Below are 18769 nucleotides of genomic sequence, written 5' to 3' on the forward strand. Positions count from 1 at the left end.
AATCAAGCTAGGGTAATTTGTATTAAAACCTATATTTCAATGAGTTATATCGAAAACCCTGACTGATTAAACCGGCAAAATGCGGCAACTGAAAATGTAGTGTTTTCATCATTATTTATGTTTACTACTACAATCGGCAATGGTTGAATGATTCTCAATTACAGATGAGAAGTATTGTCGTCGCCGCAGATTGCCCTTCTGATCCGCGCCGCTATCGCCGTCCGATCACTGTTTATTCTCTGCGTTTTGCAGAATACCGCCAGGGCGGTCAGCAGCAGCCCGCGCTGTGCTGAACCGTAAAGCATGACTCGCTTCAGACATGAAAAGAAAAAATGACCAACCGTTCAGATAAAAGTACAACTCCGGCACGCCATTCGGCGCTGGCGATGGCGATCTGCAGCGCACTGTTTGTGATGCAGGCACAGGCTGCAACCGTTGCCGGCACGCCGGATATGACCGTAACCGCCGACGACAACCCGGAAACGGGTTACACCAACAGCCAGAGTAGCGTGGCCAGCAAAATGCCCACCGCGCGACTGGATGAGGCGCAATCAATCAGCACGGTTACCCGGCAGCAGCTGGAGGATTATCAGGCCAGTTCGCTGGCGGATGCGATGCGCTTTGTCAGTGGCGTAACGGAAGCGAATACGCTGGCCGGCACCGAAGATGGTTTTGTCCGGCGCGGATTTGGCAGCAATGCCGATGGTTCGATCTATCGTGATGGCATCCGCAGCAGTCAGGGACTCAATTTCGATGCCACCACCGAGCGTGTTGAGGTGCTGAAAGGCTCAGCCTCGCTGCTGTACGGTATTCAGAATCCCGGCGGGGTGATCAATGTGGTCAGCAAGAAACCGCAATATCGCTGGCACACCAAAGTCAGTGGCCGTTATGCCAGCGAGGGTGGCGGCGCAGGTACGCTGGACGTAACCGGCCCACTGGGTAATGGCTTTGCGTTTCGACTGATCGCTGAGAAGCAGAATCAGGATTACTGGCGCAACTTTGGCAGTGAGCAACATACTCTGCTGGCTCCGTCTTTACAGTGGTACGGCGATCAGGCGAGTTTTTTAATCAGCTATGCCGATTACCGCTATGACATTCCTTACGATCGCGGCACTGCGTTTATTGACGGCAAGCCGATCGACATCGGTTATAAGGATCGTCTGGATGACACCGCTAACCACGCCTGGGGGCACAACAAAACCCTTAATGCGCACTACGAATGGCAGTTTAATGATGAGTGGCGCACCCGTTTCACCCTCGGCTGGAACCAGCGGCGCTATGACAACAATGAAGTCCGGGTGACGGCGGTCAATACCACCACCGGTGCGGTGACCCGTCGGGCCGATGCCAATCGAGGCTTCAACCACAAGACCAAATACCTGAGCTGGGATCTGCTGGGCAACCCGGAAATCGCCGGACTGTCGCACGCGCTGGTGGTCGGCACCGACTATGAGATGAACCAGACTTATCGCGCCCATCAGTATCAGGGCAAGGCGACCACTAACTTCAATTTCTTCCAGCCTGAATATGACCAGTTGTCACCGCTGACTGACAGCAGCACGGAAAACAGTGCTAACGCCAACAACCTGAACCGCATTCATAGCCGTTCGATCTACGCCAAAGATAGCGTGACACTGTCACCAGAATGGACCGTTGTGTTTGGAGGCCGCTATCAGCACTATGAGCAACGCGCCTCTAAAGGCTTTGATCCGCAGGTTGAAACGCTCAACGATGAGGGTAACAAGTTTCTGCCCCAGGCCGGGATCATCTATAAACTCACGCCCGCGTTATCGTTCTACACCAGCGTGAGTAAATCCTTCACCCCATCCACCGACGTGGACGACGATGGCAACGTTGGCAAACCCGAACAGGGCACCAGCTGGGAGATCGGCAGCAAATGGCAAGTCTCACCGAAGCTGTTTGCCTCTGTCGCACTGTATCGCATTGATGAAAAATCGATGTCGCTCAGCATTAACGGCACGACCCGCGCGATTGATAAAGCCCGCTCCAGCGGCGCTGAATTTGAGCTGAATGGTGAAGTCGCACCCGGCTGGGATCTCAGTGCTAATTACAGCTATGACCAGGCCGAAATCATTGAGGATCGGGTCAATCCGGATAACAACGGTAACCGGCTGCAAAATGCGCCACGCCATGCCGGGGCGCTTTATCTGAGCCATGAGTTGCAGTTCAGTAACCTGCCCGGCACCTTCCGGCTTGGCGGCGGTGCGCGCTATGTAGGCAGCCGTGCTGGCGATCCGGATAACAGTTTCACCCTGCCGGATTATGTGGTGGCCGACAGCTTTGTCGCCTGGAATCATCGTCTGTTCGGGCAGAAAACGCAGCTGCGGCTCAATCTGAATAACCTGTTCGATAAACACTATTACAGTTCAAGCGGCGGCAACCTGCGCGTCCGCGAAGGCGAAACCCGTAATCTGATGGTACAAGCCAGTGTTGAATTTTAATCCGCTCGCCCGTCTGCTGCGTAACAGCCTGTTACTGATCGGCCTGGTCTGCGCCAGTTCGCCAGCCGGGGCGCGCACCCTGACCGATATCACCGGACAAACGGTCAGCGTGCCGGATCGGCCACAGCGGATTGTGCTGGGCGAGAGCCGGATGTTGTATAGCATCGCGCTGCTGACGCCCGGAAATCCGCTCCAGCAGATTGTCGGCTGGCCGCAGGATCTGAAGAAGTACGATCCGCAGACCTGGCAGATTTTTGCCCGCCAGTTTCCGCAGATGCTGACGATACCGGCTCTCGGTCAGGAGGGGGTAAATGACATTAATCCGGAACAGGTGATCGCGCTGAAGCCCGATCTGGTGATCCTGCCGCAGCTGGCACGCAACAGCGATGCCGGGCTGCAGCTGGAAACGATGCTGAAAGCAGCAAAGATTCCGGTGCTGAAGGTTGATTTGCGGGTTCATCTGCTGAAAAACAGTGAGCGCAGCATGACGCTGCTGGGCGAAGTGTTCAATCAGCCGCAGCGGGCAGCCGACTTCAATCGTTTTTATCGCAGCCACATGCAGCGAATAGCGAACAGGCTGGCACGCTATCACGGGCCGAAACCGACCGTGCTGCTGCAGTTGCATCTCGGACGGCGCAGCGAGTGCTGCGTCACCTCGGTAAACGGCAACCTTGGCGAACTGCTGCGCTTTGCAGGCGGCGAGAACATTGCCAGCCAGCAGGTTAAAGGGGTGTTCGGACGGCTGAGTGAGGAGCAGGTGATTGCCGCCCAGCCGGATTACTACTTCGCGACCGGTATCGGTAACGCTGATGAACCGGATAGGTTAACGCTGGGCCCGGCCGTCTCAGCGGCCCAGACCCGCGAAAGCCTGCTGAGGCTGACCCAACAGCAAAACGGCCTGAAGCAGCTGCGGGCGCTGCGTGACGGGCATAGCGGTGCGCTGTGGCACAACTTCTATCTCAGCCCATGGCACGTGGTAGCAACCGAGTTTTTTGCCACCACGCTCTATCCTGAGCTGTTTCACGATGTTGATCCGCAGCAGACGCTCAGGCAGATGTTCCAGAAGTTTCTGCCGATTCCGTTGTCCGGCAGCTACCTCTATCGGCTGGCGCCGGTCAACGCCCCGCCGTCAGGCAGCCGGGAGCGATCGCCCGAGGTTCTTCACCCTGACGATATCAGCCATCACCGATAGCGCGATCTCCGCCGGGGTTTTACTGCCAATCGGCAGGCCAATCGGGGCATGGATGCGGTCCAGCTCGCTGCGATCCATCCCCGCAATCTGCTGCAGCCGCGCCCGGCGCTTTTCGCTGTTCTTCACCGATCCCATAATGCCGATATAAAAGGCAGGCGTGGCGATCGCTTCCATCATCGTCAGGTCATCAATGCGTGGATCGTGGGTCAGCGCCACAATCGCCACGGCCGCATGCGCCCCGTTCAGCTCCAGCCAGCGCGCCGGATGCTGGCGCACCAGCGTAACGTTATCGGCTGCGCCGAAGTGGCGCTCCAGTTCATCGAGCATCCCGGGACGATGCTCGCAAACCCGCACATGAAATCCCAGCATCTGGCCCAGCCGGATGCATTCAAACGCCACGCTGGAGTAGCCGGCCACCAGCAGTTCCGGGATCGCGCCGACCGGTAACCGTACCAGCTGGTCGCTGACGCTGAGAGCGGGTAATCGCCGATCCGCCGCCATCGCTTCCCACTGCGCGCGCTCACCGGGCCGGATCAGCTTCACCATCGGCTGCTGGCCGCTCAGCGCCCGCTGCATCGCGATCAGCAAATCCAGACTGGCGGTATCGGGCGGCAAATATTCAATCATAATCTCCAGACTGCCGCCGCACGGCAGACTGACATTCGGACGCATGCCGCCTTCGCCATAACGCACCTGCTGACTGCTGGCACGGTAATCGCCGGTCGCCAGCTGGGCTAAAAAATCCTCTTCGATGCAGCCACCTGACAGCGAACCGCAGTATGCGCCCGCCTGATTGACCGTCATCAGCGTCCCGGGCGCGCGCGGCGACGAGCCGTAAGTCCGCAATACCGTACACAGCCAGACGGATTGCCCCGCCTCGCAGCTGCTTAACGCCGCATTAATCACCCGTTGGTCCAGCGTAATCATGAAAATTCCTTTATCGCCTGCAAATCGCCCGGCAGGTCAATGTCATAAACACAGCCGCGATCGCTAAGGGGCAAGCGAACCGCGTCACGTTTGACTATTGCCTGCGCGCCCACATCACCCAGTAAGCCGGTTAACAGCGGGTAATAGTGCCGCTGAAAGCCGACCGGATGGCCCGGTATGCCGTCGACCCAGGGTCTGACCACCGCCGCATCGGCCAGCGCTGCGCTGACGGCCCGATAGCTGTCGGCGGTGATCAACGGCATATCACCGAGTGCGATCAGCCAGCCGTCGTATTCGCTGCTGGCAGCAACACCGGCGGCAATGGAATCACCCAACCCGTGGCTGTCGCACAGCACCGCCGTCGCCGGATCGATCAACGCCCGAATCGCTGCCTGCTCCGGACGGGTTACCACAAACAGATCCAGACCGCTGGCCGCCGCCTGTTGCAGGGTATGCTGTAACAGCGGCTTGCCATTCAGTTGAGCCAGCAATTTGTGTTCACCGCTCTGCTGACGAAAACGGCGGCTGAAGCCCGCCGCCATCATCACAATCGCTATCTTCAAAACAGCCTCTCCCGCTGGCGATAAAAACGGGCGCAGGATTGGCCCTGCGCCCGTAAACCTGATCTCAACGCCGGCGGCATCAATTGCAGCCGGCCCGGCATCCGCCGTAATCAGATGATTTTGTCGAGGGTGATCGGCAGGTCACGTACCCGCTTGCCGGTGGCATGGAAGACTGCATTACTGATCGCCGCCGCCACGCCAACGATGCCCAGCTCACCGACCGCTTTACCGCCCATGGTGGTCGCCTCAAAGTCGGGTTCACCGACATTGATGGTGGTGATGCTGGGAATATCGCCGTTAACCGGCACCAGATAGTCCGCCAGGTTATTGTTGATTACCCGACCGTTGCGAGGATCGATAATCCCCTCTTCCATCAGTGCCTGACCGACGCCCATGATCATCCCGCCGATCCACTGGCTGCGCGCCAGTTTAGGGTTGTAGAGCCGACCGCTGTCGAGTGCCGCCACCATGCGTTTCACCCGGATGGTGCCGAAATCTTCATCGACCCGCACCTCAACAAACTGTGCGCTCCAGCTGTGGGCGGAAAACGCCTCTGGCCGGCTCATGTCGTTAAGGTTACGCACGATTTTGTCGCGTTCGCTTTGCGGCATGTCGTCCGGGAAGGTCCCGCCTTTCACGCTCAGGCTATCGGCAGGTGCCAGCGTCGCCAGTTGGGCGAGCGAGAGGCCCGATCCACCGCTGTGCTGAATTGCGCCATCCTGCAGGGTAAACTGCGACACCGGCAGGCCGCTGAGCGGCGACGCGGGCAGCTCACTGGCCAGAGCCAGCAACCGTTCGCGCATTTTCTTCGCGGTATCGTTCACCGCCGCCGTCAGGTTACCGGCCAGCTGCGATCCGCCTGCCACGCCTGCGCGCGGCAACGCTGTATCGCCCAGCTCTACCTCAATGGTTTCCGAATCGACGCCGAGATGATCCGCGGCCGTCTGCGCCAGAATAGTGTAAGTGCCGGTTCCGATATCTGCGCCGGCGCACTGCACCACAAAGCGGCCCTGCGGCGTCAGGATGATTTTCGCTTCGGCCGGCAGTCGGTTGACCGGATAAGTGCCGGAGGCCATGCCCCAGCCTATCAGCTCACGGCCTTCACGCATGGAACGCGGCGTCATAATGCGCTTATCCCAGCCAAACGCTTCTGCCCCTTTCTGGTACGCCTCTTTCAGCCGACGCGTACTCCACGGCAGATCGAGCTGATAATCTTTATCTGCCCAGTTGCGCAGACGCAGTTCCAGCGGATCGATGTCCAGCGCATAGGCCAGCTCATCCATCGCCACTTCAAGGCCAAACGCACTGGGATTCTCGCCCGGCGCCCGCATCCAGCCTGGCGTGACGGTGTTAATCAGTCGGACCTGATGCTGTGCCGACACGTTGCTGACGGCGTACATCCGGGCGGTCACTTTGCTGCAGTTCTCAGCAAATACATCAATCAGCGAGGTTTCGCTGAAGCTGCGCTGAATAATCGCCTCAATTTTACCGTCACGTGAAGCGCCCAGCTCCAGCTGCTGCGAGGTCGCCGGACGTCCACCCAGACCGGTAAAGTTCTGCGGCCGGGTCAGTGAGACTTTCACCGGACGGTTCAGGGCGCGCGACGCGACGCTGGCTAAGGCAACGTGAGTGTAAGGCACCGGTTTGGACCCAAAACCCCCGCCGACATAGGGTGAAATAATCCGTACTTTTTCGGTCTCAATCCCCAGCCATTCGGCGATTTCAACCTGCGCGCCCGCCACCCACTGGCTGGGTTCCCAGACCGTGATCTGACCTTCGTGCCAGTGCGCGATGCAGGCATGTGGCTCCATCGGCATGTTGTATTCACGCGGGGTAGTATAACGCTGGTTGATACGCACCTCGGCACTGTGCATTGCGGTCGCCGCATCGCCCAGATCAATATCCTGCGCCGACATCGGTTTAGCCTCGACGCCCTCGTCGGTGGCAAACACCCGCGCCGGCGTGGTCTCATACTCGATCTCAACCAGCGAGGCTGCCCAGGTGGCCTGCTCGAAGGTTTCAGCGATCACGATGCCAATGTTCTGGCCGTTATGAATGATCACATCGTCCTGAATCGGGGTGTAAGTGGACTGCGCTGCGCCGCCGTCAGCAATCGCGGTCGGCTTGTTAATCTTTAACGGATTCAGATGGGTATAGACTGCCAGCACACCGTCAGCCTGCAGGGCTTTTTCGGCTGACAGGCGGGAAATGCGGCCACTGGCGACGGTTGACTGGAGCACGACGCCGTACAGCGGATTTTCCGGCTGATGTTCGATGGCATAACGTGCTTCACCGATCACCTTAACCCGGCCGTCACCCCGCGATCGGGCCGCGCCCAATCCTTCAATCGGGCTGCCAGCTTCGGCCGTCGCCGTGTCGCCCGCGGTGGCTTCAGGGATGTGTTTAGCCTGGCGTGCGTCGTGGTTTACTTCACTCATGCGATCTCTCCTGCTGCCATTAGCGCACGCGCTATTACGCGCGGGGCCAGCTTCACTTTATACGCATTATGCTCCAGCGCCTGGGTTTCCTGATTGATCAGCTCCGCGGCCTGGAATACCGTCTCTTCGTTGAACGGCTGTCCCTCTAACGCCTGCTCAACCCGCGTGGCGCGCCAGGGTTTGGTGGCAACGCCGCCCAGCGCAATATGCACCTGACGCATCACGCCATTCTCCAGCGTGAAACCAGCGGCTGCGCTGGCGGCGGCAAACTCGTAAGAACTGCGATCGCGCACTTTGAGATAGTGAGAGCGTTGCAGGGAAGCGGTTTGTGGCACTTCAATCGCCACGATGATCTCGTCATCGCGCAGATCGTGTTCCTGATCCGGCGTCTCTCCCGGCAGCAGGAAGAAATCATCAATGGCGATCCGGCGAGTTTCGCCCTGCGGGTTCTGCACTATCACCACCGCATCAAACGCCACCAGCGCGACCGCCAGGTCACCCGGATAGACCGCAATGCAGCTGTCGCTGGCACCCAGAATGGCGTGATTACTGTTGACGCCCTGCCGTGCGGCACAGCCGGAGCCGGGATTGCGTTTATTGCAGGCCGAAAAGGTCGCCGGATCGCGATAATAAGCACAGCGGGTGCGCTGACGTAAATTGCCGCCCAGCGTGGCCATATTGCGGATTTGCGGCGACGCGGCCTGCCATAAGCTGCCGTAGATAGCGGGCGCATGTTGCTGACAGTCGGGATGATCGGCCAGCTGGCTCATGGTGATCAGCGCGCCAGCACTGATTTTATCATTGTCAAAACTCAGGCTGCGAAGTTCAGACAGGCCGTTAATGCCAATCAGCTGCGGCGGGTTAAACACGCCGCATTTCATCAAATCGAGTTGAGTGGTACCGCCCGCCAGAATCTGACTGCCTGACTGCTGCTTTAACGCTGCGGCTTCGCTGGCTGACTGTGCGACTTTCCAGTGAAAGGGATTCATGCGGACTCCTTCGCCATTTCAGCCGCCGCCTGTTTAATGGCATCGACAATGTGTGGATAGGCACCGCAGCGGCACAGGTTGCCGCTCATGTATTCGCGGATTTCATCGTCCGATCCGGCATGGCCCTCTTTAATGCAGGCGACGGCCGACATGATTTGGCCTGGCGTACAGTAGCCGCACTGGAAGGCATCGTTTTCAACAAAGCAACGCTGCACCGGATGTAATTCACCGCTGGCAGATTGCAGCCCTTCAATGCTGGTCACCTCAGCGCCGTCAGCCTGAGCGGCCAGCGTCAGACAACTCAGCACCCGCTGACCGTTAACCAGTACCGTGCAGGCCCCACACTGTCCCTGATCGCAGCCTTTTTTAGTGCCGGTCAGGTTGAGGTGCTCACGTAATGCATCAAGTAAGGTGACCCGGGGATCGATCTCCATCGGGTATGGCTGGCCATTGACCTGCATTGTTAGCGAAATTTTTTCTGACATTGTCTGCTTCCCATTGTTGGGGGCTAAAAGTGTAATTTTTTTATTAGTCTGTTTCGGACGGGATATAAATCGGGGAGAATCCGGATAACCCTAAGCTTTGCGCGCGTATGCACGTCTTTAGTTTTAGCAGCTTTTTTACGATCCGGCAGCGCAGCGGGCAAAAAGCCCACTCTTATCCTGCCAGACCGATCCACTGTTAAGCACTGAACTGGCCTTATCGCCAGGCTATCTGTTTGATACAGATAGATTCTTTAACGTCGGGTTTTATTAATCACCTTCACAAGCGTAATGCACAGAATTCATCAATGCCGCCGGGGAAGATGCACTATGCTGTTGCGCCCTGAACTTAAAGTCCGCACCTGCAGCCCTGGTGCGCAAAAATATGTCAACGACCTGCAGAGGCAGTGCCGGCAGGTTTAATGAGCCAGAAAAATATGCTGAGAGAGAATTTTAACGACCTGATGTATCTGGTGGTGGTGGCTCAGGAGCGCAGCTTTACCCGCGCCGCAGCGAAACTGGGCGTATCGCAATCGGCGCTTAGCCACGCGATCCGTGGACTGGAGGAGCGTCTTAACCTGCGATTACTGACCCGAACCACTCGCAACGTTGCGCCGACTGACGCAGGCGAGCGCCTGATCAAAAATATCGCGCCGTTATTCAACGAGATTGAGTCCGAGCTGGTCAGCGTCACCGATACTCAGGGAGAGATCGCGGGCAACATCCGCATTACGGCCGGTGAACATGCGCTGATGTCGACGCTGTGGCCGCTGACTAAGCCGTTTCTGCAGCGCTATCCCGCAGTGAATATCGAGTTTTCGGTTGATAATACCCTGACCGATATTGTCAGTGGCCGCTTCGATGCGGGTGTGCGGCTGGGTGAGCAGGTCGAAAAAGATATGATCGCAGTACGCATTGGGCCGGACTGGAATATGTGCGTGGTCGCCTCGCCCGACTACTTCGAACAGTATGGCGTGCCTGCCACCCCTTACGATCTGCAAAAACACAACTGCATCAATCTGCGCTTACCGACGCGCGGGGGACTCTATAACTGGGAGTTTATGCGCGACAAAAAGGAGATTCGGGTCAGGGTCGAAGGTCAGCTGATCTTAAATACTCTGGCGGCGCGCATTGATGCGGCGCTCTGTGGCATGGGCATCTGCTATGTGCCGCAGGACAGTGTTGCTGAGCACATTGCTACGGGGCGTCTGGTGCAGGTCCTGGCCGACTGGTGTGAACCGTTTCCCGGCTATTACCTCTACTATCCCAGCCGCAAACAGCATACCCGCGCGTTTGCTCATCTGATTGAGGCAGTGCGCTATCGCGGCGAGTAAGCAGCGATAGCGCAGCGCTCGGTTATGCAACCGGCCGTTGCTGGCGCTCCAGCCGCCGTGTCTTCTGACCAGAGACGATCATCGCGACGATGAACACCAATGCAAACAGCACCACGATAGTCGGCGCCGGTGCGCTGTCGAGAAAGAAAGAGAGATAGACGCCGCTGAGTGACACCAGTACTGACACCAGCACCGCAATCAGCAGCGCGTGGGAAAAGCGGGTTGTCAGCAGAACCGCAATCGCACCCGGCGCGATCAGCAGCGAGATCGACAGGATAATACCCACCGCTTTCAGGGTCACCACAATGGTTAACGACACCATACACAGCAGGCCGTAATGCATCAACCGGGCCGGCAGGCCACATACCTGTGCCTGCTGCGGATCGAAGCTGAACAGCATCAGATCGCGCCACTTCAGCGCAATCACCGCGACAATCAGTGCGGCGATAATCAGCGTCTGGATGATGTCGGCGCGGGTGATGCCGAGCATATCGCCGAACAGAATATGGTCGAGATGCACTTCAGGCTTCACCGCGATGTAAAGAATCAAGCCGACTGCGAACATGCCGGAGAAGACAATCCCCAGTACTGTGTCCTGTTTAATCCGGCTGTTGTCCTGCAGAAACCCGCTGGCCACAGCACAAAACAGCCCGGCCACAAAGGCTCCAATAGCCAGCGGAATGCCCAGCACCCAGGCCAGCACGATGCCGGGAAACACCGCATGGCTCATCGCATCGCCCATTAGTGCCCAGCCTTTCAGCACCAGAAAGACCGACAGCAAGGCGCAGGGGATCGCCACGACCAGCGCGATCAGCAACGCGCTCTGCATAAAAGCGAACTGGAAAGGTTCAAACATCGACATCAGGCAGGCTCCTCATCGGCAGGGTTGCGGGCGCGACGCCGACTCGCCAGCAGGCCATGCTTCGGGGCGAAGACAAACGCCAGCAGGAATAACAGCGTCTGCGCCACCACAATAATCCCGCCGGTTGCACCGTCGAGATAATAACTCGCCCAGGCACCGAGGAAGCTGGTTATGCTGCCAATCGCCACCGCAATCATCAGCAGGCGCGGAAAGCGATCGGTGAGCAACCATGCCGTAGCGCCCGGCGTCACCACCAGACAGATCACCAGAAACGCCCCGACGGTTTGCAGTGCCGCCACGGTCGAAACCGCCAGCAGAGTAAAGAACAGGATCTTTAATCGCTCGGGCCGCAGACCGATAGCGCGCGCATGATTCTCATCGAAAAAGGTCACCATTAAATCCTTCCACTTAAACAGCAGAATGATGATCGACACGCCGCCGATCAGCGCCAGTTGCAGGATATCGGCCGGTGCAATCGCCAGGATATTGCCCAGCACGATAGTCTGAATGTTCACCGAGGTGGGATTCAGCGACACCATGAACAGGCCAAGGCCAAAGAACGAGGAGAAAATCAGACCGATGATCGCATCTTCTTTTAAACGGGTGCGCTGATTAAGCAGCAGCATACTGCCGGCCGCCAGTCCGCCCGACAGAAACGCGCCCAGTGCAAACGGCAGCCCAAGCATATAAGCGCCCGCTACGCCGGGAACAATCGAGTGCGACAGCGCATCCCCAATCAGCGACCAGCCTTTGAGCATCAGGTAGCAGGAGAGAAACGCGCACAGTCCGCCAACCATGGCGGAGACCCACATCGCGTTGAGCATGTAGTGGTATCCGAACGGCTCCAGTAACAGATTCATGGTCACTTCCCGTCGTTAAGCGAGGCGCGCGGCGCGATAAACGGACGCTCATCATCGGTAATGATCTGATCGTCCAGCCCGTTGACCGCCACGTGACGCAGCACCCCGCTAAACGCCCGCTCAAGGTTGGCTGTGGTAAAGGTGGTGCGGGTCGGACCGCTGGCGAGGATGGTGCCTTTGACCATCACGGTGTAGTCGCAGAATTCCGTCACCGATCCCAGATTATGGGTTGAGACCAGCATGGTTTTACCTTCGTCACGCAACTCATCGAGCAGGGCAATGATTTTCGCCTCGGTCTGGACGTCGACGCCGGTGAACGGCTCATCCAGCAGGATCACGCTGCCCTGCTGGGCAATCGCCCGTGCGAGGAAAACCCGTTTCTTCTGTCCGCCGGAAAGTTCGCCGATCTGTCGCTGGCGATACGCCAGCATATCGACCCGCGCCAGCGCCTCATCGACAATATCGCGGTCGTGGCGTTTAGGCCGCCGCAACAGGCCCATGTGGCCGTAGCGGCCCATCATCACCACATCCTCCACCAGCACCGGAAAAGACCAGTCAACCTCTTCAGACTGGGGAACATAAGCCACCAGGCTCTGGCGCAGCGCCTGACGGGTCGGCATACCCAGCACTGAAATCGTCCCGGCGGAGAGCCGGACAAAGCCCATCAGCGCCTTAAACAGGGTCGATTTACCCGACCCGTTAACGCCGACCAGGGCGGCAATGGAGCCGCCGGGGATGCTGAAGCTGGCATCACGCAGCGCCGTATGGCCGTTTCGGTAGGTGACGCTGACCCCGGAAACCACGATAGTGTCGCTCATGGCGCGCTCCTCCCGTGATTAATGCCGTCGACCAGCGTCGCGGTGGTAACCCGCAGCAGGTCAAGGTAGGTTGGCACCGGCCCCTGCGCCTGACTTAATGAGTCGACATATAACACGCCGCCATACCAGGCACCGGTTTCGCGCGCCACCTGCCGGGCAGGCTTGTCAGAGACGGTACTTTCGCTGAATACCGCCGGAATGGCATGCTGCTTCACCTGATCGATCACCTTTCTCACCTGCTGCGGTGTACCTTGCTGATCGGCGTTGATCGGCCAGAGGTAAAGCTCTTTCATACCGAGATCGCGCGCCAGATAGGAGAACGCACCTTCACTGGTCACCATCCAGCGTTGATTTTCAGGGATTGCGGCCACCTGCTGGCGCAGCGGCGCCAGCGCCGACGTGATCTTTTGCTTATAGGCGGCGGCATTCTGACGGTAGGTTTCAGCGTTAGCGGGATCGTACTTCACCAGCGCATCCCGGATATTATCGACATATATCAGCGCATTATCCGGGGACATCCAGGCGTGAGGATTGGGCTTGCCGTTATATGGCCCTTCGCCAATGCCAATCGGTTCGACGCCCCGCGATACTACCACTTCCGGTACGCCTTCAAGATGCTGATAGAAGCGCTGAAACCAGCGTTCGAGGTTCAGCCCGTTCGACATAATCAGTTGCGCGCCCTGCGCACGTTTAATGTCACCCGGCGTCGGCTGATATTCATGAATTTCGGCACCCGGTTTGGTAATTGAGGTTACCTCTGCCGCATCGCCCGCCACGTTTTTTGCCATATCAGCAATCACGGTAAAGGTGGTCACGACCTTAAATTTTTCTGCTGCATAGCTGCTGGTGGATATCACCGCGCTCAGCAACAGGCTGAAAACCAGCGTTACGCTTTTTTTTATCGGGGCCATCGCACGATCTCCAGAGATGATTAAAATTAAAACATAATTAGCCTGTGCTATTTTTTATAGCACAGGCTATACCTTTACGACAGGCTCCATTTGTGAAGTTTCTTCAACGTCAGCGTCGTAATGCGAAGTTATGTCAACAAGCGTGGTTATTGATTGATTAGACTGGATTATTTAGGCATGTGCTTTGTCCGCTGATCGGCGACGCTGAATGTATGAGGTTGTGCGCCGGGTGGTCAGCACCGGATCAGAACCGTCCTGAAAAGCCCGCTTTACTGTCGAATCAAACGATATAGGCCAGGCGATAAAAGAAGTGAAATGCACGGTCAGCCGGGTTGTCAGGGAGAGATCGGTGACTAATGGCTATCAAAAGAGACAAATTGATAGTCAGGATAAATTAAATTTAACGAATTTTTTTGCTACAGTGAATGTTACTTACCGCAATAAAACCAGGGAGGATAATTTGTATTTTTCCAGCGACGAAAAAGCGAATTTCATCATTGGCGAAGCAGCAATGAACCTGATTGAAGCCAGTCAGGAGGTTAATGTAGAATTGCTGATTGGTGAGTTGCTTTCGATGTCTGCTTCAGAAGTGGATGAAAACCGTCTGGAACAGCTGCATCAGGTACGACAATGGTTAATGGGTTTCAAAACGATTGGCGCACGTAACACTGAGCAGGCAGGCTGGTTATCAAAGCCGCTGAACGCTGACAAAATGAGCACTGACTCTGCTGATGATATTGTGTTTAAAGGTTGACCTGACCGGTCTTCCCCACTGTCGGCCTGTGCAGGTGTTGTACAGGCCGGATTCGTTTAGCGCTGAAAAAGCCAGCAAAACACCGTTTTAACCCCGCAGTAAACTCTTCGTAACACGCTGATTAATAACGCATAGCATTTTTTGCACAAAAAAAATTGTTCCGGGAATTCAAAATTCTGTACAAGTTTTTGAAAGATGTATAACTTGCGCATCCAGAGCGCGATACATTTTAACCATCTGAGGACAACACTATGCGTCAGAACGGACATGCACCGGAAGCCATCAGCGACATTGCCCGTTACTTCAATCAAGCCAGCCAGCCGTCACAGCAGGAGACGCTGGGTGAGATTGTGGTTGAAATTCTGCGCGCAGGTCATAATCTGAGTCGTAAAGCTATTTGCAGCAAACTGCTGCGCCGTCTGGAACTTGCTTCTACGCCAGAGGAAGAGAGTCATCTGCATGAACTGATCGGGCTGCTTTTCCGTCGGGAAGAGTAATACTGATACCCGGCGTTGATGAAGGTGCATTACGCCTCAGCTCACAGCAATTCTGATCGGACTATTTTTCGCATTAACGAAGCCCAGTGTTGCTGTCCCGTTTCAGGCGCCCCGTCAATGGCGCCTGTTTCTACATCAGGAGCCGCAACGTGGCCAATAATTCGTAAATCAGAGAAGCCAGTATGTACAGAAGTGATGATGAGAAACTGACAGATGTCATGATCGGCGAAGCCGTATTGACATTACTTAAGTCAGACAAACCGGTATCGAGCAATGCCCTGATCAATCAGCTGGAGCTGATGGCCGCTGAGACGGACGAGGAAACAAAGGTGAAGACGATCCGCAAAGCGATTACCGAAGTGCGTAATGGCATGGTTGCGGCACGTAAGCGCGCCAGTGGCGGCCTTCCCGAACGCGAAAATGCTTCACACCGTTTAAATAATGATGGCCCGCCTGAAGGTTCAAAAAAACACTAAACGATCCGTTTTTTGCGGAAGCTGTGGCCATAATTTACCTGTCCACCAGGCGCTGAAGGTCATCAGAAAAAACTTTGCGGGTCGCACTGGGCAAACCCGTAACAGCGACTACACTGCTTTCTGACTTCAGTCGATGCATCTAACAAATTTTCCGCAGAGAAAGAAAAATCATGCAACACTCATCTTCAGATTCAACTCTCATTGACTATTTTCGCAGCGCAGGCGATCAGCTTGCTCCAGAAACCGAATTACTGGGCGGTATCATCAGAAATATCGTGGCTGACCAGGGTCGCGTGACCAATAAAGCCATCATCCTCTATCTGATTGCGGAACTGGAGAGTACCTCAGACGTAGTTAAGCTGGATGTGTTACGCAAAACGCTGGAAATCGTTGTTGGCCGCACGCCGGACGACGCCGGAGTCTGATGCCGGCTTCCTGCGCAATCACATGCCGGTTGCGCAGGAAGCGTCAGACGACAATGCCTTATCCCCTCACCCGCCTTGCTCAACCCTTGCCAGCCCGCCAGGCTCTGAACAACAAGCCCCTGCAAAAGCTGACGCTGTGATTAATCGAGTGAATCGCGATGCTGCTGACATTTCACCAGCACATGACCATTAAAGGTGGTCGGCATACGGTTTCTGACCACCGAAGCTGAGCCGATGTTGTTTTCCAGGTTGAAGTCATCGCGGGTAATGATCAGGGTTGCAATTTCAGTAAAATAGTCACGCTGAGTGTTATTAAGTGCTTTGTTATCAATCACTTTCACCACGAAAGTATCGTCATCGGTCTTGATAACATCGTATCTCACCAGCCGACTGTTTTGATTGCTGCTGATATAGTGCGTTTCAACATCTGAAAAGATCATCTCATATCCTTAATTGCGCTGACCTCTGTTAATCCACCCGCTGTTGCTTAACAGTCAGGTGATGCAGCGTACTGTCGTCTCGTCTCGCAGCGTGAACAGCCTGACTGCAGCCCGCTCCGGCTTTGCCGCTGCGAAGAATCTTTATAACGCGTTGCGGTCGCCAATGAAACATTTCCCTTTTCTGCCGGGCTCGCCAGGCTAATGCCCGGGCGCAGCACGCCCGTCGCCACCCGGAACTTGCCAGCCGTCATTGCCAGCTCAAGGCGGAAGCGCCGCTTTCCCGGCTACACCAGCCCACGCAACGCCTTCGGCACATGTTATTCCAGCCCAGGCACAGGACCGTCCGCCATGACCTTACCTCTATCTGTCATCCATGCCGCATATTATTCAGCTTATCCGCGGGCAACCGATTAAGTAAGAATAGTCTTATCTGGCAAAGGAAAGTTTTGCAACACCCGCGCGCGATCAGAGCGGCCGGTATTGCGCGGATAATAAGCGCACTGGCGGCAACGCGTAATTTCTTCGTCGATGAGCGCGAATATTTAGCGCCGCTATACAACAACAATACAGCGTTCACGGATTAATCCGTGTTGCCCGAGGTTGCTAAATAAAGCAAAAGGTTTGAGCAAGGCGGGCGTTTATTCACAACGCCCCTGGCCTTAATGCATTTTGCGGGTAAAAAAGCCGATCGCTTCATGGCACAGCGCTTTCAGCCGGTTATCACGCGTCTCTTCGCTGAGGCGAAACAGCGCGTCAGTAATATGATGAAAATGAACAGGCTGCCCTGTCTTAATCAGATCACTGACAATTGCGCCAACCAACGCGCGAATATCTTTTTCTTCATCGTACTTCATACGACCTCCAGACGGTGTATGCATATACAGTTTAACACCGTTGGAAGACAAAAAACAAAAGTGTCCGGTTCAGGGAAATATAAGCGAAGCGGCAGAAAAGGTTATTATTCGCACAGGCTCAGAATAATATCTGGTACTATTTCGTTAGCAGGGTAACGGCAAAGATATTATCGCCAGATATGGCGCGGGAACTGCTGCAATATATTTATCCCGCCTTTAAGCCCACGGTTAAACATATATATTATGAAACTTATCAACGCCGCCGGATGTGATCCGTTAACTGATGGAGGTTAACCGGCACCGTCTGATGCGTCATCGTCAGGGCCTGTTTCTTCACGGCCACCGGTTTCCTTCACTGACCTGCCAGTTGGCGGATAAAAAATTTTTCGCCAGCCAAAGCCGGTGCGGTTTAGCGCCAACAGTGTGATAAAACTAAGCCTGTTTCCCCGTCTCACGAGTGACGTATGGCTAAGTTCACCTTAAAACAGATTGCTGCCCAGTCCGGCTTAAGCCTGGCGACGATTGACCGGGCGCTGCATCAGCGTGGCCGGGTGCATGCTCAAACGCAGCATCGCATCCGTCAGGCGATTGCTGACCTTGAACTGCTGCAAAAAACGGCGCTGGCAAAAGGCAGAACCCTCTACTTTGATGTCATTATGCACACGCCCGATCGCTTTCGGGAACTGGTGCGCGAGGCGTTCAGCAGTCAGATAGCCAGCTTCGCCAGCTTTAAGCTCCAGCTGCGCTTTCACTTCAGCGAGACGTTAACCGCCGGGGAGATCAACGCGCTGTTAAGCAAAAGCGCGCTGCACAGCCACGGCATCATTCTCAAAGCGGCCCACTCTGAGTTGCTGAATCCCACTATCGACACCCTGCTTAAGCAGCGGATACCGGTCGTGACGGTGATGAGCGATCTGCCGACCAGTGCGCGCCTGCGCTACATCGGTATGGATAACTTTGATGCCGGCAAACTCGCCGCCTTCTTAATGACAAAATGGCTGCGATCGGAGCAGTCGCACATTGTGGCGATTACCGGCAGTAAAGACTTTATCGGTGAGCAGGAGCGCATTGAAGGTTTTGAACGGGCGATGCAGCAGTTTGCGCCACAGCATCGGGTCAGCGTAGTGGCAGGAGGATACGGTATCGATCCGTTGATGTATCAGTCGCTTAAGCAATTTTTGCAGGCCCACCCGGAAACGGATGCGGTCTACACGGTGGGTGGCGGTAATCCAGGCATCCTGCGCGCTTTTGACGAGCAAAAGAGGCCGATTAACGCCTTTATCGGTCACGATCTGGATCGGGAAAATCGAGCGCTGATGCAGGCAGGCAAAATTGATGCGCTGATCGAGCATAATTTACAACTTGATGCTCAACATGCCTTCAGGACGCTGCTGGAATTTCACGGCTTTCTGCCCGCATCAGAGCCACTCGCCCCTTACTCAAAAATCAACATTATTACCCGCTATAACATGACCACCTGAGCCT

At 55.9% G+C, this 18769-nt stretch carries 19 protein-coding genes; 8 read left to right on the top strand and 11 right to left on the bottom strand.

The features are described 5' to 3' along the window. The first annotated feature begins 332 nt into the window (after positions 1-332). Positions 333-2462, top strand: a complete 2130-nt coding sequence (locus tag ABIB18_RS17590; protein WP_354475024.1) for a TonB-dependent siderophore receptor — start codon at positions 333-335, stop codon at positions 2460-2462. Then, positions 2449-3654, top strand: a complete 1206-nt coding sequence (locus tag ABIB18_RS17595) for an ABC transporter substrate-binding protein (protein ID WP_046289546.1) — start codon at positions 2449-2451, stop codon at positions 3652-3654. Before ABIB18_RS17590 ends, ABIB18_RS17595 begins: the two co-directional genes overlap by 14 nt. On the opposite strand, the gene ABIB18_RS17600 is transcribed toward ABIB18_RS17595, so the two are convergent. The 5 genes from ABIB18_RS17600 to ABIB18_RS17620 form a co-directional block, all read right to left on the bottom strand. Next, positions 3592-4581 (bottom strand): XdhC family protein, encoded by a 990-nt coding sequence (locus ABIB18_RS17600; RefSeq protein WP_279810618.1) that lies wholly within the window; start codon positions 4579-4581, stop codon positions 3592-3594. The genes ABIB18_RS17595 and ABIB18_RS17600 overlap by 63 nt on opposite strands. Then, a complete protein-coding gene (locus tag ABIB18_RS17605; RefSeq protein WP_279810621.1) occupies positions 4578-5144 on the bottom strand; it encodes a nucleotidyltransferase family protein in 567 nt (188 codons plus the stop codon). Before ABIB18_RS17605 ends, ABIB18_RS17600 begins: the two co-directional genes overlap by 4 nt. Before the next feature lie 110 nt (positions 5145-5254). Further along, positions 5255-7582, bottom strand: a complete 2328-nt coding sequence (locus tag ABIB18_RS17610; protein ID WP_354475027.1) for a xanthine dehydrogenase family protein molybdopterin-binding subunit — start codon at positions 7580-7582, stop codon at positions 5255-5257. After that, entirely contained in the window at positions 7579-8571 is a 993-nt protein-coding gene (locus ABIB18_RS17615) for an FAD binding domain-containing protein (RefSeq protein WP_031375960.1), read from the bottom strand. The genes ABIB18_RS17610 and ABIB18_RS17615 overlap by 4 nt, the downstream gene beginning before the upstream one ends. Next, positions 8568-9032 carry a (2Fe-2S)-binding protein gene (locus ABIB18_RS17620; RefSeq protein WP_201306432.1) on the bottom strand — a complete coding sequence of 155 codons (465 nt, stop codon included), beginning with the start codon at positions 9030-9032 and terminating at the stop codon, positions 8568-8570. Before ABIB18_RS17620 ends, ABIB18_RS17615 begins: the two co-directional genes overlap by 4 nt. Before the next feature lie 458 nt (positions 9033-9490). On the opposite strand from ABIB18_RS17620, the gene ABIB18_RS17625 reads away from it, so the two are divergent. Next, a complete protein-coding gene (locus ABIB18_RS17625) occupies positions 9491-10387 on the top strand; it encodes a LysR family transcriptional regulator (protein WP_354475131.1) in 897 nt (298 codons plus the stop codon). Positions 10388-10409: 22 nt separating this feature from the next. Here ABIB18_RS17625 and ABIB18_RS17630 read toward each other — a convergent pair whose 3' ends face one another. From ABIB18_RS17630 to ABIB18_RS17645, 4 genes are read right to left on the bottom strand one after another with little or no spacing between them, the layout of a single operon-like run. After that, on the bottom strand, positions 10410-11249 hold the full coding sequence (locus ABIB18_RS17630) for a metal ABC transporter permease (protein ID WP_354475029.1): 840 nt from the start codon (positions 11247-11249) through the stop codon (positions 10410-10412). After that, positions 11249-12109 carry an iron/manganese ABC transporter permease subunit SitC gene (sitC, locus tag ABIB18_RS17635; RefSeq protein WP_089562259.1) on the bottom strand — a complete coding sequence of 287 codons (861 nt, stop codon included), beginning with the start codon at positions 12107-12109 and terminating at the stop codon, positions 11249-11251. Before sitC ends, ABIB18_RS17630 begins: the two co-directional genes overlap by 1 nt. A gap of 2 nt (positions 12110-12111) precedes the next feature. Beyond that, on the bottom strand, positions 12112-12927 hold the full coding sequence (locus ABIB18_RS17640) for a manganese/iron ABC transporter ATP-binding protein (RefSeq protein ID WP_069729631.1): 816 nt from the start codon (positions 12925-12927) through the stop codon (positions 12112-12114). Continuing rightward, positions 12924-13838 carry a metal ABC transporter substrate-binding protein gene (locus ABIB18_RS17645; RefSeq protein ID WP_354475032.1) on the bottom strand — a complete coding sequence of 305 codons (915 nt, stop codon included), beginning with the start codon at positions 13836-13838 and terminating at the stop codon, positions 12924-12926. Before ABIB18_RS17645 ends, ABIB18_RS17640 begins: the two co-directional genes overlap by 4 nt. 349 nt (positions 13839-14187) lie before the next feature. On the opposite strand from ABIB18_RS17645, the gene ABIB18_RS17650 reads away from it, so the two are divergent. The 4 genes from ABIB18_RS17650 to ABIB18_RS17665 all read left to right on the top strand — a co-directional run bounded on the left by ABIB18_RS17650 (position 14188) and on the right by ABIB18_RS17665 (position 15990). Continuing rightward, positions 14188-14592: a hypothetical protein gene (locus ABIB18_RS17650; protein WP_240493219.1), complete on the top strand. Its 405-nt coding sequence runs from the start codon at positions 14188-14190 to the stop codon at positions 14590-14592. Positions 14593-14843: 251 nt separating this feature from the next. Further along, positions 14844-15089, top strand: coding sequence for a regulatory protein YcgZ (ycgZ, locus tag ABIB18_RS17655; RefSeq protein ID WP_031375952.1), 246 nt, complete (start codon positions 14844-14846; stop codon positions 15087-15089). A 182-nt stretch (positions 15090-15271) separates the two neighbouring features. Continuing rightward, positions 15272-15565, top strand: coding sequence for a hypothetical protein (locus ABIB18_RS17660; protein ID WP_031375951.1), 294 nt, complete (start codon positions 15272-15274; stop codon positions 15563-15565). A gap of 170 nt (positions 15566-15735) precedes the next feature. After that, positions 15736-15990, top strand: coding sequence for a biofilm/acid-resistance regulator YmgB/AriR (locus tag ABIB18_RS17665; RefSeq protein WP_046289544.1), 255 nt, complete (start codon positions 15736-15738; stop codon positions 15988-15990). Between the two features lie 140 nt (positions 15991-16130). Here ABIB18_RS17665 and ABIB18_RS17670 read toward each other — a convergent pair whose 3' ends face one another. Further along, positions 16131-16430, bottom strand: a complete 300-nt coding sequence (locus tag ABIB18_RS17670; protein WP_031375950.1) for a hypothetical protein — start codon at positions 16428-16430, stop codon at positions 16131-16133. A 659-nt stretch (positions 16431-17089) separates the two neighbouring features. Beyond that, positions 17090-17284, bottom strand: a complete 195-nt coding sequence (locus ABIB18_RS17675; protein WP_354475035.1) for a hypothetical protein — start codon at positions 17282-17284, stop codon at positions 17090-17092. A 464-nt stretch (positions 17285-17748) separates the two neighbouring features. Between ABIB18_RS17675 and ABIB18_RS17680 the strand changes: the two genes are divergently transcribed. Next, positions 17749-18765, top strand: coding sequence for a substrate-binding domain-containing protein (locus ABIB18_RS17680; RefSeq protein WP_031375948.1), 1017 nt, complete (start codon positions 17749-17751; stop codon positions 18763-18765). Positions 18766-18769 lie beyond the last annotated feature (4 nt).

The organism is Pantoea sp. UYEF8 (genome assembly GCF_040546285.1).
In the GTDB taxonomy this organism is placed as follows: Bacteria; Pseudomonadota; Gammaproteobacteria; order Enterobacterales; family Enterobacteriaceae; genus Pantoea; species Pantoea brenneri.